Source organism: Streptomyces sp. NBC_00273, from assembly GCF_036178145.1.
GTDB lineage: Bacteria > Actinomycetota > Actinomycetes > Streptomycetales > Streptomycetaceae > Streptomyces.
Map to the genome: position 1 here is coordinate 997,179 of NZ_CP108067.1, position 17,897 is coordinate 1,015,075.

The 17,897-nt window shown below is 74.0% G+C and carries 19 protein-coding genes; 9 read left to right on the forward strand and 10 right to left on the reverse strand.

The genetic code is table 11. The annotated features are described in order from the left end of the window. Nucleotides 1–164: 164 nt before the first annotated feature. From OG386_RS04125 to OG386_RS04135, 3 genes are all read right to left on the reverse strand, one after another. Nucleotides 165–347, reverse strand: coding sequence for a hypothetical protein (locus OG386_RS04125; RefSeq protein WP_328786787.1), 183 nt, complete (start codon nucleotides 345–347; stop codon nucleotides 165–167). A gap of 81 nt (nucleotides 348–428) precedes the next feature. Next, nucleotides 429–1,751 (reverse strand): RNA polymerase sigma factor, encoded by a 1,323-nt coding sequence (locus OG386_RS04130; RefSeq protein WP_443053092.1) that lies wholly within the window; start codon nucleotides 1,749–1,751, stop codon nucleotides 429–431. After that, complete coding sequence (locus OG386_RS04135; protein WP_328786788.1) at nucleotides 1,745–2,164, reverse strand: YciI family protein; 420 nt, start codon at nucleotides 2,162–2,164, stop codon at nucleotides 1,745–1,747. Before OG386_RS04135 ends, OG386_RS04130 begins: the two co-directional genes overlap by 7 nt. 220 nt (nucleotides 2,165–2,384) lie before the next feature. On the opposite strand from OG386_RS04135, the gene OG386_RS04140 reads away from it, so the two are divergent. The 4 genes from OG386_RS04140 to OG386_RS04155 all read left to right on the forward strand — a co-directional run bounded on the left by OG386_RS04140 (nucleotide 2,385) and on the right by OG386_RS04155 (nucleotide 5,064). Beyond that, nucleotides 2,385–2,816 carry a GNAT family N-acetyltransferase gene (locus OG386_RS04140; RefSeq protein WP_328786789.1) on the forward strand — a complete coding sequence of 144 codons (432 nt, stop codon included), beginning with the start codon at nucleotides 2,385–2,387 and terminating at the stop codon, nucleotides 2,814–2,816. Between the two features lie 88 nt (nucleotides 2,817–2,904). Beyond that, nucleotides 2,905–3,258: a VOC family protein gene (locus OG386_RS04145; RefSeq protein WP_328786790.1), complete on the forward strand. Its 354-nt coding sequence runs from the start codon at nucleotides 2,905–2,907 to the stop codon at nucleotides 3,256–3,258. Nucleotides 3,259–3,361: 103 nt separating this feature from the next. Next, nucleotides 3,362–4,219: a PhzF family phenazine biosynthesis protein gene (locus OG386_RS04150; RefSeq protein ID WP_328786791.1), complete on the forward strand. Its 858-nt coding sequence runs from the start codon at nucleotides 3,362–3,364 to the stop codon at nucleotides 4,217–4,219. 116 nt (nucleotides 4,220–4,335) lie between these two features. Beyond that, complete coding sequence (locus OG386_RS04155) at nucleotides 4,336–5,064, forward strand: hypothetical protein (protein WP_328786792.1); 729 nt, start codon at nucleotides 4,336–4,338, stop codon at nucleotides 5,062–5,064. Between the two features lie 9 nt (nucleotides 5,065–5,073). On the opposite strand, the gene OG386_RS04160 is transcribed toward OG386_RS04155, so the two are convergent. Together OG386_RS04160 and OG386_RS04165 are read right to left on the reverse strand one after the other, a co-directional pair. Next, complete coding sequence (locus tag OG386_RS04160; protein WP_328786793.1) at nucleotides 5,074–5,322, reverse strand: hypothetical protein; 249 nt, start codon at nucleotides 5,320–5,322, stop codon at nucleotides 5,074–5,076. A 115-nt stretch (nucleotides 5,323–5,437) separates the two neighbouring features. After that, nucleotides 5,438–6,100, reverse strand: a complete 663-nt coding sequence (locus tag OG386_RS04165) for a lysophospholipid acyltransferase family protein (RefSeq protein WP_328786794.1) — start codon at nucleotides 6,098–6,100, stop codon at nucleotides 5,438–5,440. Nucleotides 6,101–6,332: 232 nt separating this feature from the next. Between OG386_RS04165 and OG386_RS04170 the strand changes: the two genes are divergently transcribed. After that, nucleotides 6,333–9,023, forward strand: coding sequence for a serine hydrolase (locus OG386_RS04170; RefSeq protein WP_328786795.1), 2,691 nt, complete (start codon nucleotides 6,333–6,335; stop codon nucleotides 9,021–9,023). A gap of 82 nt (nucleotides 9,024–9,105) precedes the next feature. On the opposite strand, the gene OG386_RS04175 is transcribed toward OG386_RS04170, so the two are convergent. Then, nucleotides 9,106–9,924, reverse strand: a complete 819-nt coding sequence (locus tag OG386_RS04175; protein ID WP_328786796.1) for a hypothetical protein — start codon at nucleotides 9,922–9,924, stop codon at nucleotides 9,106–9,108. After that, the gene (locus OG386_RS04180; RefSeq protein WP_328786797.1) at nucleotides 9,924–11,201 is read right to left on the reverse strand and encodes a VWA domain-containing protein; all 1,278 of its coding nucleotides are present in this window, start codon (nucleotides 11,199–11,201) and stop codon (nucleotides 9,924–9,926) included. The genes OG386_RS04175 and OG386_RS04180 overlap by 1 nt, the downstream gene beginning before the upstream one ends. A gap of 173 nt (nucleotides 11,202–11,374) precedes the next feature. On the opposite strand from OG386_RS04180, the gene OG386_RS04185 reads away from it, so the two are divergent. Continuing rightward, on the forward strand, nucleotides 11,375–11,743 hold the full coding sequence (locus OG386_RS04185; protein WP_328786798.1) for a DUF6204 family protein: 369 nt from the start codon (nucleotides 11,375–11,377) through the stop codon (nucleotides 11,741–11,743). A 4-nt stretch (nucleotides 11,744–11,747) separates the two neighbouring features. Here the strand turns inward: OG386_RS04185 and OG386_RS04190 are convergent, their stop codons facing one another. Continuing rightward, entirely contained in the window at nucleotides 11,748–13,439 is a 1,692-nt protein-coding gene (locus OG386_RS04190; protein ID WP_328786799.1) for an FAD-dependent monooxygenase, read from the reverse strand. A gap of 76 nt (nucleotides 13,440–13,515) precedes the next feature. Further along, nucleotides 13,516–13,926 carry an organic hydroperoxide resistance protein gene (locus OG386_RS04195; RefSeq protein ID WP_266607811.1) on the reverse strand — a complete coding sequence of 137 codons (411 nt, stop codon included), beginning with the start codon at nucleotides 13,924–13,926 and terminating at the stop codon, nucleotides 13,516–13,518. A 128-nt stretch (nucleotides 13,927–14,054) separates the two neighbouring features. On the opposite strand from OG386_RS04195, the gene OG386_RS04200 reads away from it, so the two are divergent. Together OG386_RS04200 and OG386_RS04205 are read left to right on the forward strand one after the other, a co-directional pair. After that, nucleotides 14,055–14,540: a MarR family winged helix-turn-helix transcriptional regulator gene (locus tag OG386_RS04200; RefSeq protein ID WP_328786800.1), complete on the forward strand. Its 486-nt coding sequence runs from the start codon at nucleotides 14,055–14,057 to the stop codon at nucleotides 14,538–14,540. 68 nt (nucleotides 14,541–14,608) lie between these two features. Next, a complete protein-coding gene (locus OG386_RS04205) occupies nucleotides 14,609–15,643 on the forward strand; it encodes a PHP domain-containing protein (protein WP_328786801.1) in 1,035 nt (344 codons plus the stop codon). Nucleotides 15,644–15,884: 241 nt separating this feature from the next. Here OG386_RS04205 and OG386_RS04210 read toward each other — a convergent pair whose 3' ends face one another. Beyond that, nucleotides 15,885–16,757 carry a UbiA family prenyltransferase gene (locus OG386_RS04210; RefSeq protein WP_328786802.1) on the reverse strand — a complete coding sequence of 291 codons (873 nt, stop codon included), beginning with the start codon at nucleotides 16,755–16,757 and terminating at the stop codon, nucleotides 15,885–15,887. Between the two features lie 76 nt (nucleotides 16,758–16,833). Here OG386_RS04210 and OG386_RS04215 point away from each other — a divergent pair, with 76 nt between their 5' ends. After that, nucleotides 16,834–17,895: a type III polyketide synthase gene (locus OG386_RS04215; RefSeq protein WP_328786803.1), complete on the forward strand. Its 1,062-nt coding sequence runs from the start codon at nucleotides 16,834–16,836 to the stop codon at nucleotides 17,893–17,895. Nucleotides 17,896–17,897: the final 2 nt, after the last annotated feature.

Genomic DNA, 17,897 nt, shown 5'->3' on the forward strand with positions numbered 1-17,897 from the left:
ACGTGCGGATGCTCGTAGGGAAGACTGCCGCCGGGCGCCGGAATCATCGGTCCGACACGACCGGTGCGGCCCGACCGTGCGGGGGCGGGGCCGACCGGGGCGGGACCGCTAGGCCCTGTCGTCAAAGTCCCGTCGGGCCCGCGACGCCACTTTGACGACAGGACCTAGGCGGCGGGGACCACCGACGCGCGTATCGCCGAGGCCCACTCGCCCAGCAGGGCGGCATGGCGGATCCGCTCCGCGTCGGAGAGGCGGCCCTCGGCACGTGCGAACAGGCAGCGGATGTCGGCGTTGATCTCGGCGAGGGATCGTTCGGGCACGAGGCGGTCGTCAGAGGTCGGGCTCACGTGATCAAGAGTAGGCGGCGCCTCTGACAACGGTGGACCGTGTCCGTCATGCGGACGCCCGGATCGGGGGCCGCCGCCCGCTCACTGCGCGAGGCGCGCGGCCCGGAACAGGAGGTAGCGGCGCTCCGGAACGCTGAGCGTGAGTCCGGCGGCCTTCGCGTAGGCGGCCCGCGCCGCCGCCTTCTCGCCCGCCATCTCCAGCAGGTGGGCCCGTACGGCTTCGAGGCGGTGGTGGCCGGCCAGGCGCTCGTCCCGGTCCAGGTCCGCGAGCAGGGCCAGGGCTCGCCGGGGCCCGTGCACCATGGCCACCGCGACCGCGTGGCCCAGGCGCTCCACGGGGCCGGGGACCATGCGGACCAGTACCTCGTACAGGGCGAGGATCTCCGCCCAGTCGGTGTCCTCGTCGCTCGCCGCCTCGTCGTGCACGGCCGCGATCGCGGCTCGCAGCTGGTACGGGCCCAGCGGCGCGTGCGTGAGGGCGTCGCTCACCATGGCGACCCCTTCGGTGACGGCGGCGCGGTCCCAGCGGGTGCGGTCCTGCTCGGCGAGGGGAATCAGGTCGCCGTCGGGCGTGGTGCGGGCACTGCGGCGGGCATCGGTCAGCAGCATCAACGCCAGCAGGCCCGCCACCTCGCCGTCGGCCGGGAGCTGCGCGTGGACGGCGCGGGTGAGGCGGATCGCCTCGGCGGCGAGGTCGGCGCGCTGCAGATCGCGGCCCGAGGTGGCGGTGTAGCCCTCGTTGAAGATCAGGTAGAGCACGTGGAGCACGTCGGCGAGCCGTGCGCCACGGTCTTCGGCCGCTTGCGGGCCGGTCCCGCGGGTGCCGTCCGTGTCGTGGGTGGCGTAGGTGTCGTAAGTGTCGTCGGGGCCTGTGCCGAACGGGGTCCCGGAGGCCTTGATGCGGCGTTTCGCCCGGCTGATCCGCTGGGCCATCGTGGCCTCGGGCACCAGGAGGGCGCGGGCGATCTCCGCGGTGGTGAGGCCGCCGACGGCGCGCAGGGTGAGGGCGATCCGGCCGGCGGGAGGCAGTTCGGCCCGGCAGCAGAGGAAGAGCAGGGCGAGCGTGTCGTCCTCGGCGGGGGCCCGGCCCTCCCCCGGCGGCGGAGCCACGAACTCGTCGCGCGGGGTCAGCGCGGCGGCCGTCTCCTCGCGGCGCCTTCGCGCCTCCTCGCTGCGCAGCTGGTCGGTGAGCCGGCGGGAGGCGACACGGATCAGCCAGCCGCGCGGGTTGGCCGGGCGGCCCTCCTCGGGCCACTGTCGGGCGGCGGCCAGCAGGGCCTCCTGCACGGCGTCCTCGGCCGCGTCGAAGTGCCCGTAGCGGCGGACGAGCGCTCCGAGGACCTGCGGCGCCAGTCGGCGCAGCAGGTCCTCGCTCGCGGGTGCGGGTCCGGGGGTGGTCAACACATCTCGGTCCCCGAGCGGCTGTCGACGGGGTGGACGACGACCGGGTAGTTGGGTGCGCCCTCGGGCACCGGGCAGGCGTAGGCGCGGGCGGCGATCTCGGCGGCGCGGTCGAAGTCCGCGACGTCGACGATCCAGTACCCGGCGAGCACCTCCTTGGCCTCCCCGTACGGCCCGTCGGAGATCACCGGGCTGCCGTCGGCGGCCGCGGTGACCAGGCGGGCGTGCCGGGGGTCGGCCAGGCCCTGCCCGTCGACCCACTCGCCCGACTCGGCGAGGTCGTCGTTGAGGGCGCCCATGTAGTCGAACATCGCCTTGAGGTCGGCTTCGGACCATCCGGGGCCGTCGCCGGTCGCCGCGCCGCCCATGGCGTCGTAGTCGGCCTGCTTCCCGAGAACCATCAGCATGTACTTCATGGGTGCCACTCCTTCTGTTCTACGCGGCGGCTCCGGGACCGGAACGAGATCGGGATCGGAAACGGGATCGGGATCGGGATCGGAAACGGGATCGGGATCGGGATCGGGAGCCTTTCGTACGGGACGTCGGAGCCGTCCCTCCCATTTCGACACGTCGGCCGCGGCCACGCGCGACGGCTTCGGCCCAGGACCGTCCCGTACGGCCCAGTAGGGTCATCACATGAAGATCATCGACCTTGAGCCCGGCGACCCGCGGCACACCTCCGACCTGCTCCCCGTGCTGCGCGAACTGCGTCCCCACCTCACCGACGAGCTGTTCCTCAGCATCCTTGCGGAGGGGCACGGCCAGGGGCTGCGCTTCACCGCCGCCTACGACGCGGACGGTGGGTGCGTGGGCGCGGCCGGCTGGCGGATCGTCGTCAACACCGCGTCGGTCCGCTCGCTCTACGTCGACGACCTGGTCACCGCCGCCGCCACCCGTTCCACCGGCGTGGGCCACGAGCTGCTCGCGCACCTGGAGCAGCACGCCCTGGCCGTCGGCTGCACCGCCCTCACGCTGGAATCCGGCACCCAGCGGACCGACGCACACCGCTTCTACTTCCGCGAGCGGATGGCCGTGACCGCCTTCAGCTTCGAGAAGCCGCTGGGCTGACGCGTCCGCCCACGAGGAAGCCGTGGCCCCCGGGCGGATGCGGGTGTGGTGACCGCCCGTCCGGTCCCCGCCCTGGCACCATGGCGGCATGGAACGTGTGCTTGGAATCGGCGGGTACTTCATGCGGGCGGCCGACCCGGCGGCCCTCGGCGCGTGGTACCGCGACTGCCTGGGCCTGGACGCGGACGAGCACGGCCTGTGGCAGCAGGACGCCGGGCCGACGGTGTTCGCGCCGTTCGAGTCCGAGACCGACTACTTCGGCTCCTTGGCCCAGCAGACCATGCTCAACTTCCGGGTCCGCGACCTGGATGCGATGCTCGCGCAACTGCGCGCCAGGGGCGCGGACGTGGACGAGGAGACGCAGGACATGGAAGGCGTCGGTCGCTTCGGCTGGGTCACCGATCCGGCGGGCAACCGGGTCGAACTGTGGCAGCCCGCCTGACCGCGTCGTCACGTCGGCGGTCGTACCGCCCGCGCGAGGCCGCAGGCCACTCTCCCGGAATTGGCCTTGCCCGGAGGCCGATTGGCCTCGATACGTTCGCGGCATGCGCATCCAGATCGTAGACGCCTTCACCAGCCGCCCCTTCACCGGAAACCCCGCCGGTGTGTGTCTGCTCCCGGCCGGCGCCTGGCCGGACGACGCATGGCTGGGGCAGCTCGCCGCTGAGCTGAACCATCCCGAGACGGCCTTCGCCCTGCCGCTCCCGGCCGGGGCCGGGGCCGACTGGGAGATCCGCTGGTTCACCCCGCTCGTCGAGGCCAACCTGTGCGGCCACGCCACGTTGGCCACGGTGCACGTGCTGCGCCGGGAGGGGTTGCTGACCGGCGGCCCCGTGCGGTTCCTCAGCCGGTCCAGCGGTCTGCTCACCGCGTGGGCCGAGGACGGCGGGTCCGGGGAGGACGGGGAGGACGGGGAGATCACCCTGGACTTCCCGGCCGCCCCCGTGACCGGGGTCGCGGCACCCGCGGGTCTCGCCGACGCCCTGGGGATCCGGCCCGCGGCCACGTACCGTACGGGCGCGCTGGGCGATCTGCTCGCCGTACTGCCCGACGAGGCCGCCGTACGGGCCCTGCGGCCCGACCTCGCGGCGGTCGCGGCCCTGTCGCTGCGCGAGGAGTTGCGCGGGGTCATCGTCACCGCGGAGGCCGACACGGCGGGGTCCGGGTACGACTTCGTCTCCCGGTTCTTCGCTCCCGCGCGGGGCATCCCCGAGGACCCGGTCACCGGCAGCGCCCACACCGCGCTGGCCCCCTACTGGGCGGCGCGGCTGGGGCGCACCGACGCCCTCGCCGGCCTGCAGGCCTCGGGACGCCCCGGGTTGGTCAAGGTCGCGCTCCACGGGGACCGGGTGCTCCTCACCGGGCGCGCGGTCACCGTCGTGGAGGCCACGCTCCGCGTCTGACCGGCCCCGGACGGCCGTGACCGAACCGTCGCCGCCTCGAGGCGTGATCGACCTCGTCGGCAGGGGTGTCCCCTTGCTAGCTTCCTGGCGAAGCCGACCCCTGGAGGACCGATCCCATGCCAGCATCCCGAGGCCACCGCAGCGCACTGAGCGCGGCGGCAGTGGCCGCCGTCCTGCTGGCGGGCGCCACCGGCTGCGGGGACGAGGACGGCACGGCCGCGGCGGCCTCCGTTTCGGCCTCCGTTTCGGCCTCCGTCGAGGTGTCGGCGTCGGTGTCGGCCTCGGCCTCGGCCTCGGTGTCGGCTTCCGCCTCGCCGTCGACCCCCGCCTCCTCGCCGCCCGAGTCCTCTGCATCCGCGACCACGGCCGTGACCCGGGCCGTGACGCCTCCTGCGGCCCGGACCCGGCTCACGGTCGCGGTCGACACCCGGGGAGGTCGGCTCGCCCTCGTACGGGGCGGTGCCCCGCAGGAGTTCACCGTCACCCTGCGGAACGGCAACTCTGCCGAGTACCGGCACCTGCTGGTCGCCTTCCAGATGGAGATGCTGGTCGGCGAGGCCGGTGCCGGGGCGGGCAGCGGGCCCGGGTTCCTGCTGGAACGTTTCGACCCGGCCTCGGGCAGTTGGCGCCCGGCCGACTTCCGCATCGCCAATGACGCCAAGCCGGCGTCCCTGTTCTCGGGTGGCGGCCCGCTCGCCCGCGAGGCCGTCCGCACCGAGCGCTACCGGCTGCGCGCCACGGCGGGCGGACCCACGGGCAGCAGCCCGGTGGTGGTGTCCTTCATCGACACGGACGCCGGCGGTCAGGCCGCGGCCCACGTGGTCCTCGGGCACAGCACCCGCTGAGTGCCGTGACTAGGCCCTGTCGCCCAGGATCGTCCAGGTGAACTTGCCGCCACTGACCCAGTGGACCACCTCGAGGTCGTCGAGGTCGTGGATCGTGATCCCGGCCTCCGCGGCGATCAGGAGCACGTCCGTCATCGACGTCGCCCTGCCGACGAACTCGCCGTCGACCTCCACGATGCGGAAGGGCGGGTTTCCGGGTTGCACCCCCAGGACGGTGATCCGCGCCGAGGAAATGTGTGGTGTCGAACCTTCGGTCATGCGGAGACGTTCGCATGCCGTGACCGGTGACGGGCTCGGCGACACGGTCCGAGGGGCCGAACTTCTTCCTCCGGGGCAGCGCGCGGTGCCACGGCGCGCCTCCGCGGAGCCGGCTTCAGGCCGTCTCCCGCGCGGCTTCGCCGAGGGCGTACGCCGCGGTGCGCCAGGCGGCCGTGACCGCCTCGCGAGCCCGGTCCGTAGCCTCCGGCACCCGGTCGGGCAGGTGCAGCGGCGAGCCGATGTGGACATGGAAGCAGGGCCTGCGCAGCGGGGCGGTGAAGACGCCGGCGAGCTGCTTGGCGCCGTTCCCGGAGCAGAGGCGGCGGGCACCCGCCTGGCCGACGGGCACGACCGGGGCGCCCGTCGCGGCGGCGAGCCGGGCCAGGCCGCTACGGAAGGGTCCGGGGGCCGTCTCCCCCGCGTCGCGGCGCACGGGCAGCCGGCCTTCGCCGTAGAGCAGGACGCTGCGGCCCGAGGCGAGGGCGACGGCCGCCGCGTCGAGGGAGTCGGCGGCGCGGGCGGTGCCGCGGTGGACGGCGATATGGCCTTCGCGGCGGAGCGCGGAGCCGAGCAGCGGTACCCGCCAGAGGCCGCTGGTGGCCAGGATGACCGGCTCGATCCCGTACCGGCGCAGTGCGGCGACCACGACGGCGGGGTCGGCGAGGGAGGTGTGGTTGGCGACCAGGATGGCGCCGGGGGCGGGCCGGTCCACGGGGTCGGCGGTGACGGTCAGCCGCCCGAAGGCGGGCACGAGGGCGGCGGCGATTCGGCTGAGCATGGACGACCCCGTTCGGACGGTGCGGTGCGGTGGTGGTGCGGTGCGATGTGTCCCATGGTCGGCCGGTGGGCGGGCGGGGTCATGAGTAGGCGTACTCAGCGAATATGACCGAACGGTCACAAGATCCAGCGGATGGAACGGGCGGGGTAGCGGGGGCATCTGGCAGTGCGGCGGGGCCCCTGGGGCCTCGCCGGTCGTATCGGCATGACGTGAGCAGCAAGGCGGGGCTGGGATGAAGGCGGTAACGGTGGCGGGCGGTTCCTCGGACGACCCGGAGATCGAGGCAGTGACCACCGCTCTGGAGGGGGAGCCCGAAGCTTCGGCCGAGGCGGGCGCGAAGCCCGGGAGCGAAGCCGCCCCCCTGGCCGACGCCGAGCCCGAAGCGGGCTCCGAACTCCCCGGCGATGCCGGTCCCCGGACGGACTCCGCCCCCGAGGCCGCAGCCGGCCCCGATGACAAGGCTGACGCCGACGCCGAGGCGGACGCCGAGCCGGAGGGCGAAACCGCCCCCCAGGCCAAGCCGAAGGACCGGGCCGGCTCCGAACTCCCGCACGATGCCGAGTCCGAGGGCGCAGCCGAGTCCGAGGGCGCCGGCCAAGCCGATGCCGGACTCCCGGGCGGGGCCGACTCCGAGGGCGAGACCGACCCGGCCCGCTCAGAGGCGGAAGCCGTTGCGGCGGAGCCGAAGGCAGACGCCGAGCCCGAAGGCGGTTCGGAACTCCCGGACGATGCCCGTCCCGAGGCCGACGCCAAACTTGAGGCGGAACCGGAAGCCGAGCACGCCGCCGGCTCCGAGGGCACAGCCGATACCGAGTCGACGACCCGCTCCCAGGCGGAAGCCATTGCGGTGGAGCCGACGGCCGACGGCGAGGCGGACGCCGAGCCCAAGGGCGAAGCCGACCCCCAGGGCGCAGCCGAGTCCGAGCGCGCCGGCCAAGCCGATGCCGGACTCCCGGGCGGGGCCGACTCCGAGGGCGAGACCGACCCGGCCCGCTCAGAGGCGGAAGCCGTTGCGGCGGAGCCGCAGGCCGACGGCGAGGCGGACGCCGAGGCCGACGGCGAAACCGGCCCCCAGGCCAAGCCGAAGAGCCAGGCCGACTCCGAACTCCCGCACGATGCCGAGCCCGAGGGCGAAGCCGGCGAAGCCGACGCCGGGCTCCCGGGCGGGGCCGACGCGGAGCCCGAGGCGGAGGGCGGTTCCGAGCGCGCGGGCGAAGCCCGTTCCGAGGCCGACGCCGAGTCCAAGGCCGCGGGCGGCATCGAGGCCGAAGCCGAGGCTACGGCCCGTTCCGAGGCAGAGGCCGACGCCGACGCCGACGAACGGCTCGACGGGGGCGACGGCGGCGAACCCACCGCTGGGGACCGGGCAGACACCGGTCCCCAGCCGGAGGCTGCCGCGCCCGACGAGACGATGCTCATCACCCTGCCCAAGCAGAAGCCCGCCGAGCCGGACGCTCCGCGGAAGGCGCCCTCCTGGGCTCGGGAGGTGGAGCCGGACCCCGAGCGGACGAGCCAGTTCGTCGCGCTCAAGGACGTCGACCTGCCCGCGCCCGTCGCGCCGCGGGCTCAGCCGCAGTCCCCCGAAGCCGAGGTGGCCGGGCAGGCCCCCGCCGCGCCGCTGCCTCCGCTCGACCTGCTGGCCGAGCTCACCAACACCCGGCCCCCGGCGGAGACTCCGCGCCGCACCGCGTTGCGCCGCGTCAAGATATGGACGCCGATCCTGCTGCTCCTCGTGGGCGCCGGCGCCGGCGCGCAGCTGATGCGCCCCCTGCCCGCCCCGCAGCTCGTCGCCGCCGAGACCGACCGCACCATCGACGGGCAGTTCTCCGTCCCGTGGCCCGCCAAGGGCCAGGGCGCCGTTCGCGTCTCCGGCTCCGGCGACATCGGCACGTTCGGTGAGCAGAAGCCCGTCCCGACGGCCAGCGTCGCCAAGGTGATGACGGCCTACGTGATCCTCAAGGGCCACCCGCTCCGCAAGGCCGACCCGGGTCCGGACATCACGATCGACGCGAAGACCGTGGCGGACGGCACCTCGGAGCACGAGTCCCGCATCAGGAGTCTGACCCCCGGGCAGAAGTTCAGCCAGCAGGACATGCTCAAAATGCTCATGATCCCCTCGGGCAACAACGTCGCCCGCCTGCTGGCGCGCTGGGACACCGGCACCGACTCCGAAGCCGCGTTCGTCGCGAAGATGAACGCCGCCGCCAAGGAGCTCGGAATGGCGAACACCACGTACACGGACCCCAGTGGTCTGGACGCGGGCACCGTCAGCACCGCCGTCGATCAGCTGAAGCTCGCCGAAGCCGTCATGAAGGACGAGGTGTTCCGCTCGATCGTCGCTGTGCCGTACGCCTCCATCAAGGGGGTGCCCGCGGGGCTCGAGAACAACAACACCCTGCTCAGCAACACCATCCGGGGCATCAAGACCGGTTCCAGCACGCCCGCCGGCGGGACCCTGATGTGGGCGGCGTACAGGTCGATCGACGGCAAGGACCAGTTGATCCTCGGCACGCTGATGGACCAGCGGGTGGACGGGCCGGACGAGGACGGCGCGAACAGCCTGAAGCTGGTGCTGGCGAACAGCAAGACGATCATCGAGGGGGTACGGGCGGCGCTCGCGTCGGCTCCGGTGATCCGCAAGGGCGACGTCGTGGGCCATGTGGACGACGGGCTCGGCGGCCGTACGCCGCTGGTGGCCACCAAGGACCTGAACGTGATCGGCGTCCCGGGCCAGAAGCTGAAGCTGTCCCTCGCCACCGGTGACGGTGCGGGCACCGGACCGCTGCCGCACACCGCGAAGGCAGGCGCCGAGGTGGCCGTGCTTACCGTGGGCAGCGGGGAGGGGGCCCGGAGCGTGCCGGTCGCGGTCAAGGGGGCCCTCGTCGAGCCTGACTTCGGCACCCGACTCACCCGCGGTCGCTGACCGGCTGACCGGCCGGCCCAACACCGCCGGCCCCGGCAGAGGTGGGGAGGCCGCGCCCGACGGGCGCGGCCTCCCCCGTTCCTCAGGCGCCCGGCGGGACCCTGGACGGGCGGCCCGCGCCGCGCGTCAGGGAGTACCCGAAGACGCCCGCGAGGGCGGCGAGCACGCCGCCCGCCGCGGTCCAGATCCAGCGGTCGGACCACCAGCCGCCGGACCAGCCGTCCTCCGGCTCGCGCAGGGTCGCGGTCACGGTGCCGGCGACCAACGGGGTGGAGAGGGCGCCGTCCACCGCCTGGACGCCGCCGGTTTCCTTCACCTCGGCCTCGACGGCCGCGCGCACCGGCAGGCCCTTGTCCTCGTCCGGCAGGTCGAGGACCGTCAGGCGTACGTAGTAGCTGCCCGGCAGCGGGTCGTTGGCCCACGGCTCGGCGCCGGCGCGCACGGTGCGCAAGGTGCAGGACAGTTCGACCGTGGCGGCTTCCTTCGCCGCGGCCGCGGTCTGCGTGCCGTAGGTGCAGGCCTGCCGGCGGCGCAGTCCGTCGTACACGTCGAGCTGCCAGGTCGAGGCGCCGTGCCGGGCCGCCGGCTCGGGCAGGGTGACGGCGGCCTTCACCGTGGCGCGCTGCTGCGCGTCGATCGGGACCACCCAGTAGAGGTAGTCGCCGCTGGACGCGCCGGCCGTGGCCTTCTGGCCCGGGCGGAACGCCGCTGCGGTACGGAAGCTGGTGCCGGCCTCGGTCGGGGCGGATTCGGCCTTGGCCCCGCCCCCGCCCGGACTCGCGCTGGTGCTGGCGCTCGGCGAGGGCGTGTCCGCGACGGCCGTGCCCACGGCCGTGCCCGCCACCGTGAGGGCGGCGGCCGCGGCCAGCAGGGACGCGGTCAGTGTGCCTACTCTACGCATCAGTTGGTCCTCCAGACGGAGATGCGCCAGCGGGAGATCCATCCCCACACCAGACCGGCCAGCAGTCCGGCGAGCGCCAGCACGGCCAGCAGCCACCAGCCCCGCCCGAGGCCGAACGCGGCGACGTCGGAGGCCCCGTCGGGTCCGTCCACCAGGTCGATGGTCAGTTCGACGGGCATGCCCGGGGTCGTCTTGACGGAGGCGGGAGCGGAGAAGGAGTTGCTGACCTGGAGGCAGACGGTCTCCGGGACGGGCTTGGCGTCCGAGTCCGGGCCGTCGATCTCGGCCTTCGGATAGCGCAGGCCGGTCGAGAGGACGTCGGTACGCCCGTTGCCCGCCTCCGAGCCGCGCACGATCTCGCGCCCGTGGACGGTGGTGGCGCGCAGCAGGACGCCGTAGTCGTTGTTGACGGCGCGGTCGGCGCCGATGCTGACCGAGGCGCGCAGTTCCTGCCCCGGGAGCACGTCGACCCGGTACCAGCGGTGTTCGCCGAAGGTCTCGCGGTCGCTGTAGAGGCCGGCCTTCAGCTGCGGGGCGCCCTGGCACTGCTTCGCGCCCTCGGTCGCCACCGGGTTGACGACCGGGTCCGCGGCCCGGTCGACGAGTTGTTTCACCCTGTTGGAGAGGTCCGCCTTGTGCTGCACCGAGGTGTAGGTGCCGCCGGTGGCCTCGGCGATGCAGGTCAGCTGGGCCCGGGTCTTGGCGTCCGGGACCAGGCCGAGGGTGTCGATGACCAGGTGGATGCCCTTGGCGGCGATGTCGCGCGCCACTTCGCACGGGTCGAGCGGGGCGCAGGTGTCCTCGCCGTCCGTGATGAGCACGATCCGCTTGGAGCCGTTGCCGCCCTCCAGGTCCTGGGCCGCGCCGAGCAGGGCCGGCCCGATCGGCGTCCAGCCGGTGGGGGCCAGGGTCGCCACCGCGGTCTTCGCCTCGGTCCGGTCGAGGGGGCCGACCGCGTAGAGCTGCTTGGTGTCCTTGCATCCCGTGGCCCGGTCGTCGCCCGGGTAGTCGGCCCCCAGGGTCCGTATGCCGAGGCGTACCTCGGCCGGGACCGCGTCGATGACCTCGTTGAAGGCCTGCTTGGCCGCGGCCATGCGGGACTGTCCGTCGATGTCGTTGGCCCGCATGGAGCCGCTCACGTCGAGGACGAGGTCGACCTTGGGGGGTTCCTTCGCCGTCGGTTCGTCGGCGGCCGTGGCGCTCGCCGGGAAGAGCCCGACGGCCAGGGCGGCGAGCAGGCCGCACGCCCCGACCGCAAGCCGTTTTCTTGTGATCATCGCCGGATCGTATTGAGGATCGTCGGGCAATCCAAAACGGGCTCCCCGCGGGGGCTTTCCGGGTGTCCGTGCGGTGTACGCCGCCCTGCGCGACCGTCCGCGGGGTGGTGGGCGGGGGCGGACCGGCGGATATCCGGGTGCAGCGGACGCAGTGTCCGATCTAGGCTCCGGGGATGAGTGCTACCCGTACCTTCCGTATCACCGTCCGCGGCTCGTTCGACGGTCTGACCGACGACCAGAGGGCCGAGCTGCTCGCCGCCGCGCCCGAGCACGACATGCTGCGCGCGGAGTTCACCGCCGAGGGGCACCTCACGTACGACCTCGCGGCCCGCCCCTTCTTCACCTTCCGCTTCGTGGACACGGGTGAGGCCGAGGAGGACATCCTCGACGCGACGGCCCGGGCGGAGCTGGCGGCGGAGAGCTGGCTGGCCGAGCGCGGATACGGCTTCAAGCAGCTGAAGTCGCAGGCCCAGGACATGTCGCTGGCCCCGCTGGGCAAGCGACAGCGCCGCGAAGCCTCCCGGGCCGGAGCCCAGGTCTGACGGATCAGTTCGGCGGGCTCGCGGCGAAGACCGCCGCGAGGTGGGCGGCCAGTGGGCGCGGGGCGGGCGGAGAGAGCGGGAGCCGGGCGCCGAGGTATCCGTCCGGGCGGATCACGAAGGCCGTGGGCTCCTCGGCCGCGTAGAGGCGGGCGAACTCTCCGCGGCCGTCGGTGTAGACCGGCAGTGTCGTCCCGTCGGCCTCGACGATGGCATGCGCGTCGGCGCCAGCGCCCGCGTCCGCCGCGAGCACCAGGCAGACGTCCATCCGGCCGCCCGAGGACTCCCGGGCTGTCCGGACGAGTTCGTCGAGGCCCGACCCGGTTTCGGAGCCGGGCCCGAACCCCGCTCCGTAGAGCAGCAGTACGTGGTCCCGCTCGCGCAGGACGTCGTACAGGCGCATCGGGTAGGCGGTGCCGGGTCCGGTGAGGCCCGCGCAGTCCGGTGCCCGGTCGCCGGGACGGGGGCCCCGGCCGTCGCCGGCCGGGTCCACGGTCGGGCTTCCCCGGTAGCCGACGAGGAGTTGGGCCTCGCGCATCATCACCGTCGCCGGGTCGTCGGGGTCGTTCTCCATTCCCTCTACGGCGTGTCGTACGGTGCGGCCGACGACTTCCTCGCCGACGGGCCGGCGTTCGGCGTCGTAGCCGGCGAGCAGGCCGGGGTGGGCCGCGCCCGCGCACGCCAGGGCGAGCTTCCAGGCCAGGTTCCAGGCGTCCTGGATGCCGGTGTTCATGCCCTGGGCGCCGGTCGGCGGGTGGATGTGGGCCGCGTCCCCCGCGACGAAGACCCGGCCGTCGCCGTAGCGGTCCACGATCCGGTGGCTGATGCGGAACACCGAGGTCCAGCGGATGTCGAAGGCGGTGGTCGGCTGCGGTGAGAGCCGGTCCAGGACGGCTTGGATGTCGGCCAGGGCGGGGCCCCGGCCGCCCTGCAGGCCGTGGGTGATGCCGTCGGAGGCGGCCGCGTCCTGCCGTGCGGTGGAGAGTTCGGGCGGCACCATCATCGACATCCGGTACCGGCCCCGGCCGGGGAGCGGGATGCAGACGAGCACGTCGTCGACCGCCCCTTCATCGTCGAGGTGCATGGCGCGCAGGTTGTACCCGGGCGGCAGGTCCCAGTCGACGCGTACGTCGGCGAGCATGTACTCCTCGGCGAAGGCCCCGCCCTCGAAGGTGAGGCCGAGTCCTTTGCGGACGATGCTGTGCGCGCCGTCGCAGCCCACCAGGTACCGGGTCCGCAGCTCTTCCTGCGCCCCGGACGGGGTGTGCAGCCGGCAGGTCACCCCGTCGGCGTCCTGGGTGAACGACACGAGTTCGGTGCCCCGTTCGACGGCCGTCCCGAAGCGGCCCAGGAACTCGTCCAGGATCCGCTCGGTCTCGTACTGCGGCAGCGCCGCGAATCCGTAGGGCACTTCGGGCGGCACGGAGAGCTCGGTGCGGGCCTTCTCGACGCCGTTGACGTAGAGGAACTGCCCCCTCATCGGGACGGCCGCCTCCAGTGCGGCGCGGACCATCCCCATGCGGTCCCACACCTCCAGGGTGCGCGGCTGGATGCCGACGGCCTTCGCGAACGGCAGCCGGGCCGGCAGCCGGTCGACGATCCGGCACCTGCCGCCGCGTCTGCGGAGCTCCGCAGCGGCGGTCAGCCCGACCGGGCCGGCGCCGACGACCAGGACGTCCGTTGCGTAGGTGTGCGCCACTGGCGCCTCCTGGCGTGCGGCCCCCGGAGAAGTGGATGCCCCTCCATGGTGGCCGCCCGCCAGGTGTCCGGCATCTTTACTCGATCACGAGGTCCACGTCGATGTTGCCGCGGGTGGCGCGGGAGTACGGGCAGACCTCGTGGGCCTGCTTGACCAGCAGGGCGCCCGTCTCGCCGGCCAGGGACTCCGGGAGCTCGACGCGCAGGGTGACGCCGAGGCCGAAGCCGGCGCCGTCCTTGCCGATCGAGACCTCCGCGGTGACCGAGGCCTCGCTGGTGTCGACCTTGGCCTGGCGGCCGACCAGGCCGAGCGCGCTGGCGAAGCAGGCGGCGTAGCCGGCGGCGAAGAGCTGCTCGGGGTTGGTGCCCTGCCCGTTGCCGCCGAGCGCCGGGGGCATGGCCAGGGCGAGGTCGATCTGGCCGTCGGAGCTGACGGCGCGGCCCTCGCGGCCGTTGGCGGTGGCGACAGCGGTGTAGAGCGCGTCCATGAGAGTTCCTCTCGCAGAAATGAACCGTGGCGGCGGCCGGTGGTCGACCGCGCTCCACCAGTAGAGCACGCAATTAAGTTGTGCACAATTCAATGCCCTCCAAGTTCTGCCCGGGTACACTGGCCGACATGACCGAGCAGCCCACCGCGACCCACTCCGACCAGGACTTCCTGCGCCTGGACGGCCAGATCTGCTTCGCGCTGAACGCGGCGAGCCGCGCCTTCGGCGGCCTCTACCGCGTCGTCCTCAAGGACCTGGGCCTCACCTATCCCCAGTACCTGGTGATGCTGGTGCTGTGGGAGCACGGCGAGATGCCGGTCAAGGAGATCGGGCAGCACCTGCGACTGGACTCCGGAACGCTGTCCCCGCTGCTCAAGCGGCTGGAGGCGGCCGGACTGGTCCGCCGCGAGCGCAGCACCGAGGACGAGCGGTCCGTGCACGCCCACCTGACCGGGGAGGGCGCCGCGCTGCGCGCCCGCGCGGTGGAAGTACCCCGGCGGATCGCGGCCGCGACCGGCTTCGAGCTCGCCGAGGTCCTCGACCTCCAGGCCCGGCTGAACCGCCTCACCGCGGCCCTCGACGCCGCCGTGCCCCGGGAGGCCGGAGAGGCGTAGCGGCCCCCCGCACCGGACACTGGGTCCGGGAGGCGGGCGGCGGGGCGGCGGCGGGCAGGAGGTGCGCGATGGACCCGGTTGCGGCGCTGGACCGGATCGCCTTCCTGCTCGAGCGTGCGCAGGCCCCCACCTACCGGGTACGGGCCTTCCAGTCCGCCGCGGCCGCGATCACGCGGATGGGCGAGGACGAGGTGACCGAGCGGGTCGCGGCCGGTTCCCTGGAGGCCGTGAAGGGGATCGGCCCCAAAACGGCCCAGGTCGTACGGGAGGCGCTCGGCGGGACCGTGCCGGCGTACCTGCAGGCGCTGGAGGACGAGATCGCCGCGCTCCCCGAAGGGCCGCCGCCCACGCCCGCCGCCACCGCCCTGCGGGCGGCCCTGCGCGGGGACTGCCACGTGCACTCCGACTGGTCCGACGGCGGCAGTCCGATCGAGGCGATGGGGCGGGCGGCGGCCGCACTGGGCCACGACTGGGCCGTCCTGACCGACCACTCGCCGCGCCTGACCGTCGCCCGCGGGCTCTCCCCGGAGCGGCTGCGCGAGCAGCTGCGGGTGGTGGCCGAGCTCAACGCCACCTGGGCGCCCTTCCGGCTGCTCACCGGAATCGAGTGCGACATCCTCGACGACGGAGCGCTGGACCAGGAGCCGGAGCTGCTGGACCGGCTCGACCTGGTGGTCGGCTCGGTGCACTCGAAGCTGCGGATGGACGCGCCGGCGATGACCCGACGGCTGCTGGCGGCCGTGCGCAACCCGCTGATGGACGTCCTGGGCCACTGCACCGGGCGGCTGGTCACCGGCCGGACCCGGCCGGAGTCGCAGTTCGACGCCGAGGCGGTCTTCGCGGCCTGCGCACAGAGCGGTACTGCCGTGGAGATCAACAGCCGGCCCGAGCGGCTGGACCCGCCCCGGCGGCTGCTGCGCCTGGCCGTAGCAGCCGGCACCTTCTTCGCGATCGACACGGACGCGCACGCCCCGGGCCAGCTGGACTGGCAGATCGTCGGCTGCGAAAGGGCCGTGGAGTGCGAGGTTCCGGCCGGGCGCGTCATCAACACCTGGCCGGCGGACGCGCTCCTGGCCTGGACCCGCACCCGGGAAATGCCCTGAAGGCCGCCCACGGGGGCCCAGTGCGTGCCGGGAGCGACCAGACCCGTCTGCCCCGTCCCGTACGCGGCGATCACAGAACCTCGTCCGGGACCTGACGGGCGCGACCGTGATCATCCGGGTCGCGGGGCGGTCGGGGCGCCGTTGGGCGTCCCCGTCCCGGGCGACCCCCCGTACGGTGGCGCGGGCCCTGCGCGCGGAGCGGGCCGGAGCGCGCGGCCCGCCCGGTGGTGGTGGCGGTGGCTCACGGGCGGAGTTCGACGACCAGCAGGATCACATCGGCTCCGGCCACCGCCATCGTGGCCAGGAAGGGGAGCCTTCCGGCAGCCCGGCGGGCCGCGAGGAGCAGCGCCGTCGCGGTCGCGGCGAGCAGCGTCCAGCCGTACGCCGTCACCCGCCCCGGCGCTCCCACGACCAGGGTGGCGGTCGAGCCGAGGACGAGCAGTCCGGCCAGCGCGGCCGAGACCCGTCGACCCAGCCGCTGCGGCAGCCCCGCCACACCGGTGGCCAGGTCGTCCTCGATGTCCGGCAGCACGTTGGCGAAGTGCGCGCCCGCGCCGAGGAGGGCCGCGGCGGCCGTGAGCCAGGGCGGCGGCCAGGGAGCCCCGGGCAGGCCCAGAGTGACGAACGCGGGCAGCAGGCCGAAGGCCAGGGCGTACGGGACCCAGGAGGCGGGCGTGCTCTTGAGCCGGAGGTTGTAGGCCCAGGCGGCCGCCACGCCGACGAGGTGCGCGGCGGCGGCGAGCAGCCCGCAGGCCAGGGACAGCGGGATGCAGAGCAGCAGCGCCGCGGCCGCGGCCCGGGTCACGGACGCGGCCGGCACCGTACCGGCGACGAGCGGTTTGTCCCGTCGGCCCGTGGCCAGGTCGCGCCGCAGGTCGGCCCGGTCGTTGCACCAACCCACCGACAGCTGTCCGGCGGCCACCGCGCCCACGGTCACGGCCGCCCTCGCCGGGCCGTGCCCCGCGGCGGCCGTCAGGGCGGCGACGAAGAGGGTCACGGCGGCCGCGGGCAGCGGGTGGCACGCGGCGGCGAGGCCGCGTACGAGGCCGGGGCCGGGCGCCGTGCTCCCGGTGACTTCGGTGTTCTCGCGGGTCTGGGCGGTTCGCGCGGGCACGGCGACACGCTACGCGGCGCCGCGCCCGGTTCGCCTGATTCGTAACGATGTGTCAGTTGTTTTCTATGGTGAACGAATGACACGTGTTCTGGCAGTGCGCAGCGTGTTCCCGCCCCATCACCATCCCCAGTCCGAGATCACGGAGGCGCTCGCCCGCTTCCTGCCACCGGGCTCCGACACCGCCCTGCTGCGCCGCGTCCACGGCTCGGTGCGCGTGGACGGCCGACATCTCGCGCTGCCGCTGGAGCGGTACGGTCCGGGGAACGACTTCGGCGCGACGAACGCCCTCTTCATCGAGACGGCCCTGGAGCTCGGTACCCGAGCCCTCGAACTCGCCCTCTCCGACGCCGGTCTGGCGGCCCGGGAGGTCGATCTGGTCATGTCGACCACCGTGACCGGGCTCGCGACGCCCTCGCTGGAGGCCCGTCTCGCCACCCGTGCGGGCCTGCGTCCCGACGTACGGCGGGTGCCGCTCTTCGGCCTCGGCTGCGCGGCCGGCGCCGCCGGAGTGGGCCACGTCCACGACCATCTGACGGGGCGTACCGGCCACGCGGCCCTCCTGCTGTCCACCGAGCTCTGCTCGCTCACCCTCCAGTCCACCGACGCCTCGATGGCGAACCTGGTGGCCGGCGCCCTGTTCGGCGACGGCGCGGGCGCCCTGGTGGCGGTGGGCCGCGAGCATCCCCTGCACGCAACCGGCGCCGGACCCGAGGTGGTGGCCGCCCGCAGCCGTCTGTACCCGGGCACCGAGCACCTCCTCGGCTGGGACATCGGCCACTGGGGGATGCGCATGGTGCTGGGCCGCGAACTCCCGGACCTGGTCCGGCTGCACGTGGCCGAGGAGGTCGATTCCTTCCTCGCCGCGCACGACCTCAAGCCCGCGGACGTCGACGCGTGGATCTGCCATCCCGGCGGCCCGAAGATCCTCGACACGCTCTCGGACGCCCTCGCGCTGCCGGAGTCGGCCTTCGCCGCAAGCCGGCGTTCGCTGGCGGCCGTGGGCAACCTCTCCTCCGCCTCGGTCCTGCACATCCTGGACGGCGTCCAGAGCGCGGGACCGCCGCCGCCCGGATCGGTCGGGCTGATGCTCGCCTTCGGTCCGGGCTTCGCCTCCGAACTCGTCCTCCTGCGCTGGTGAGC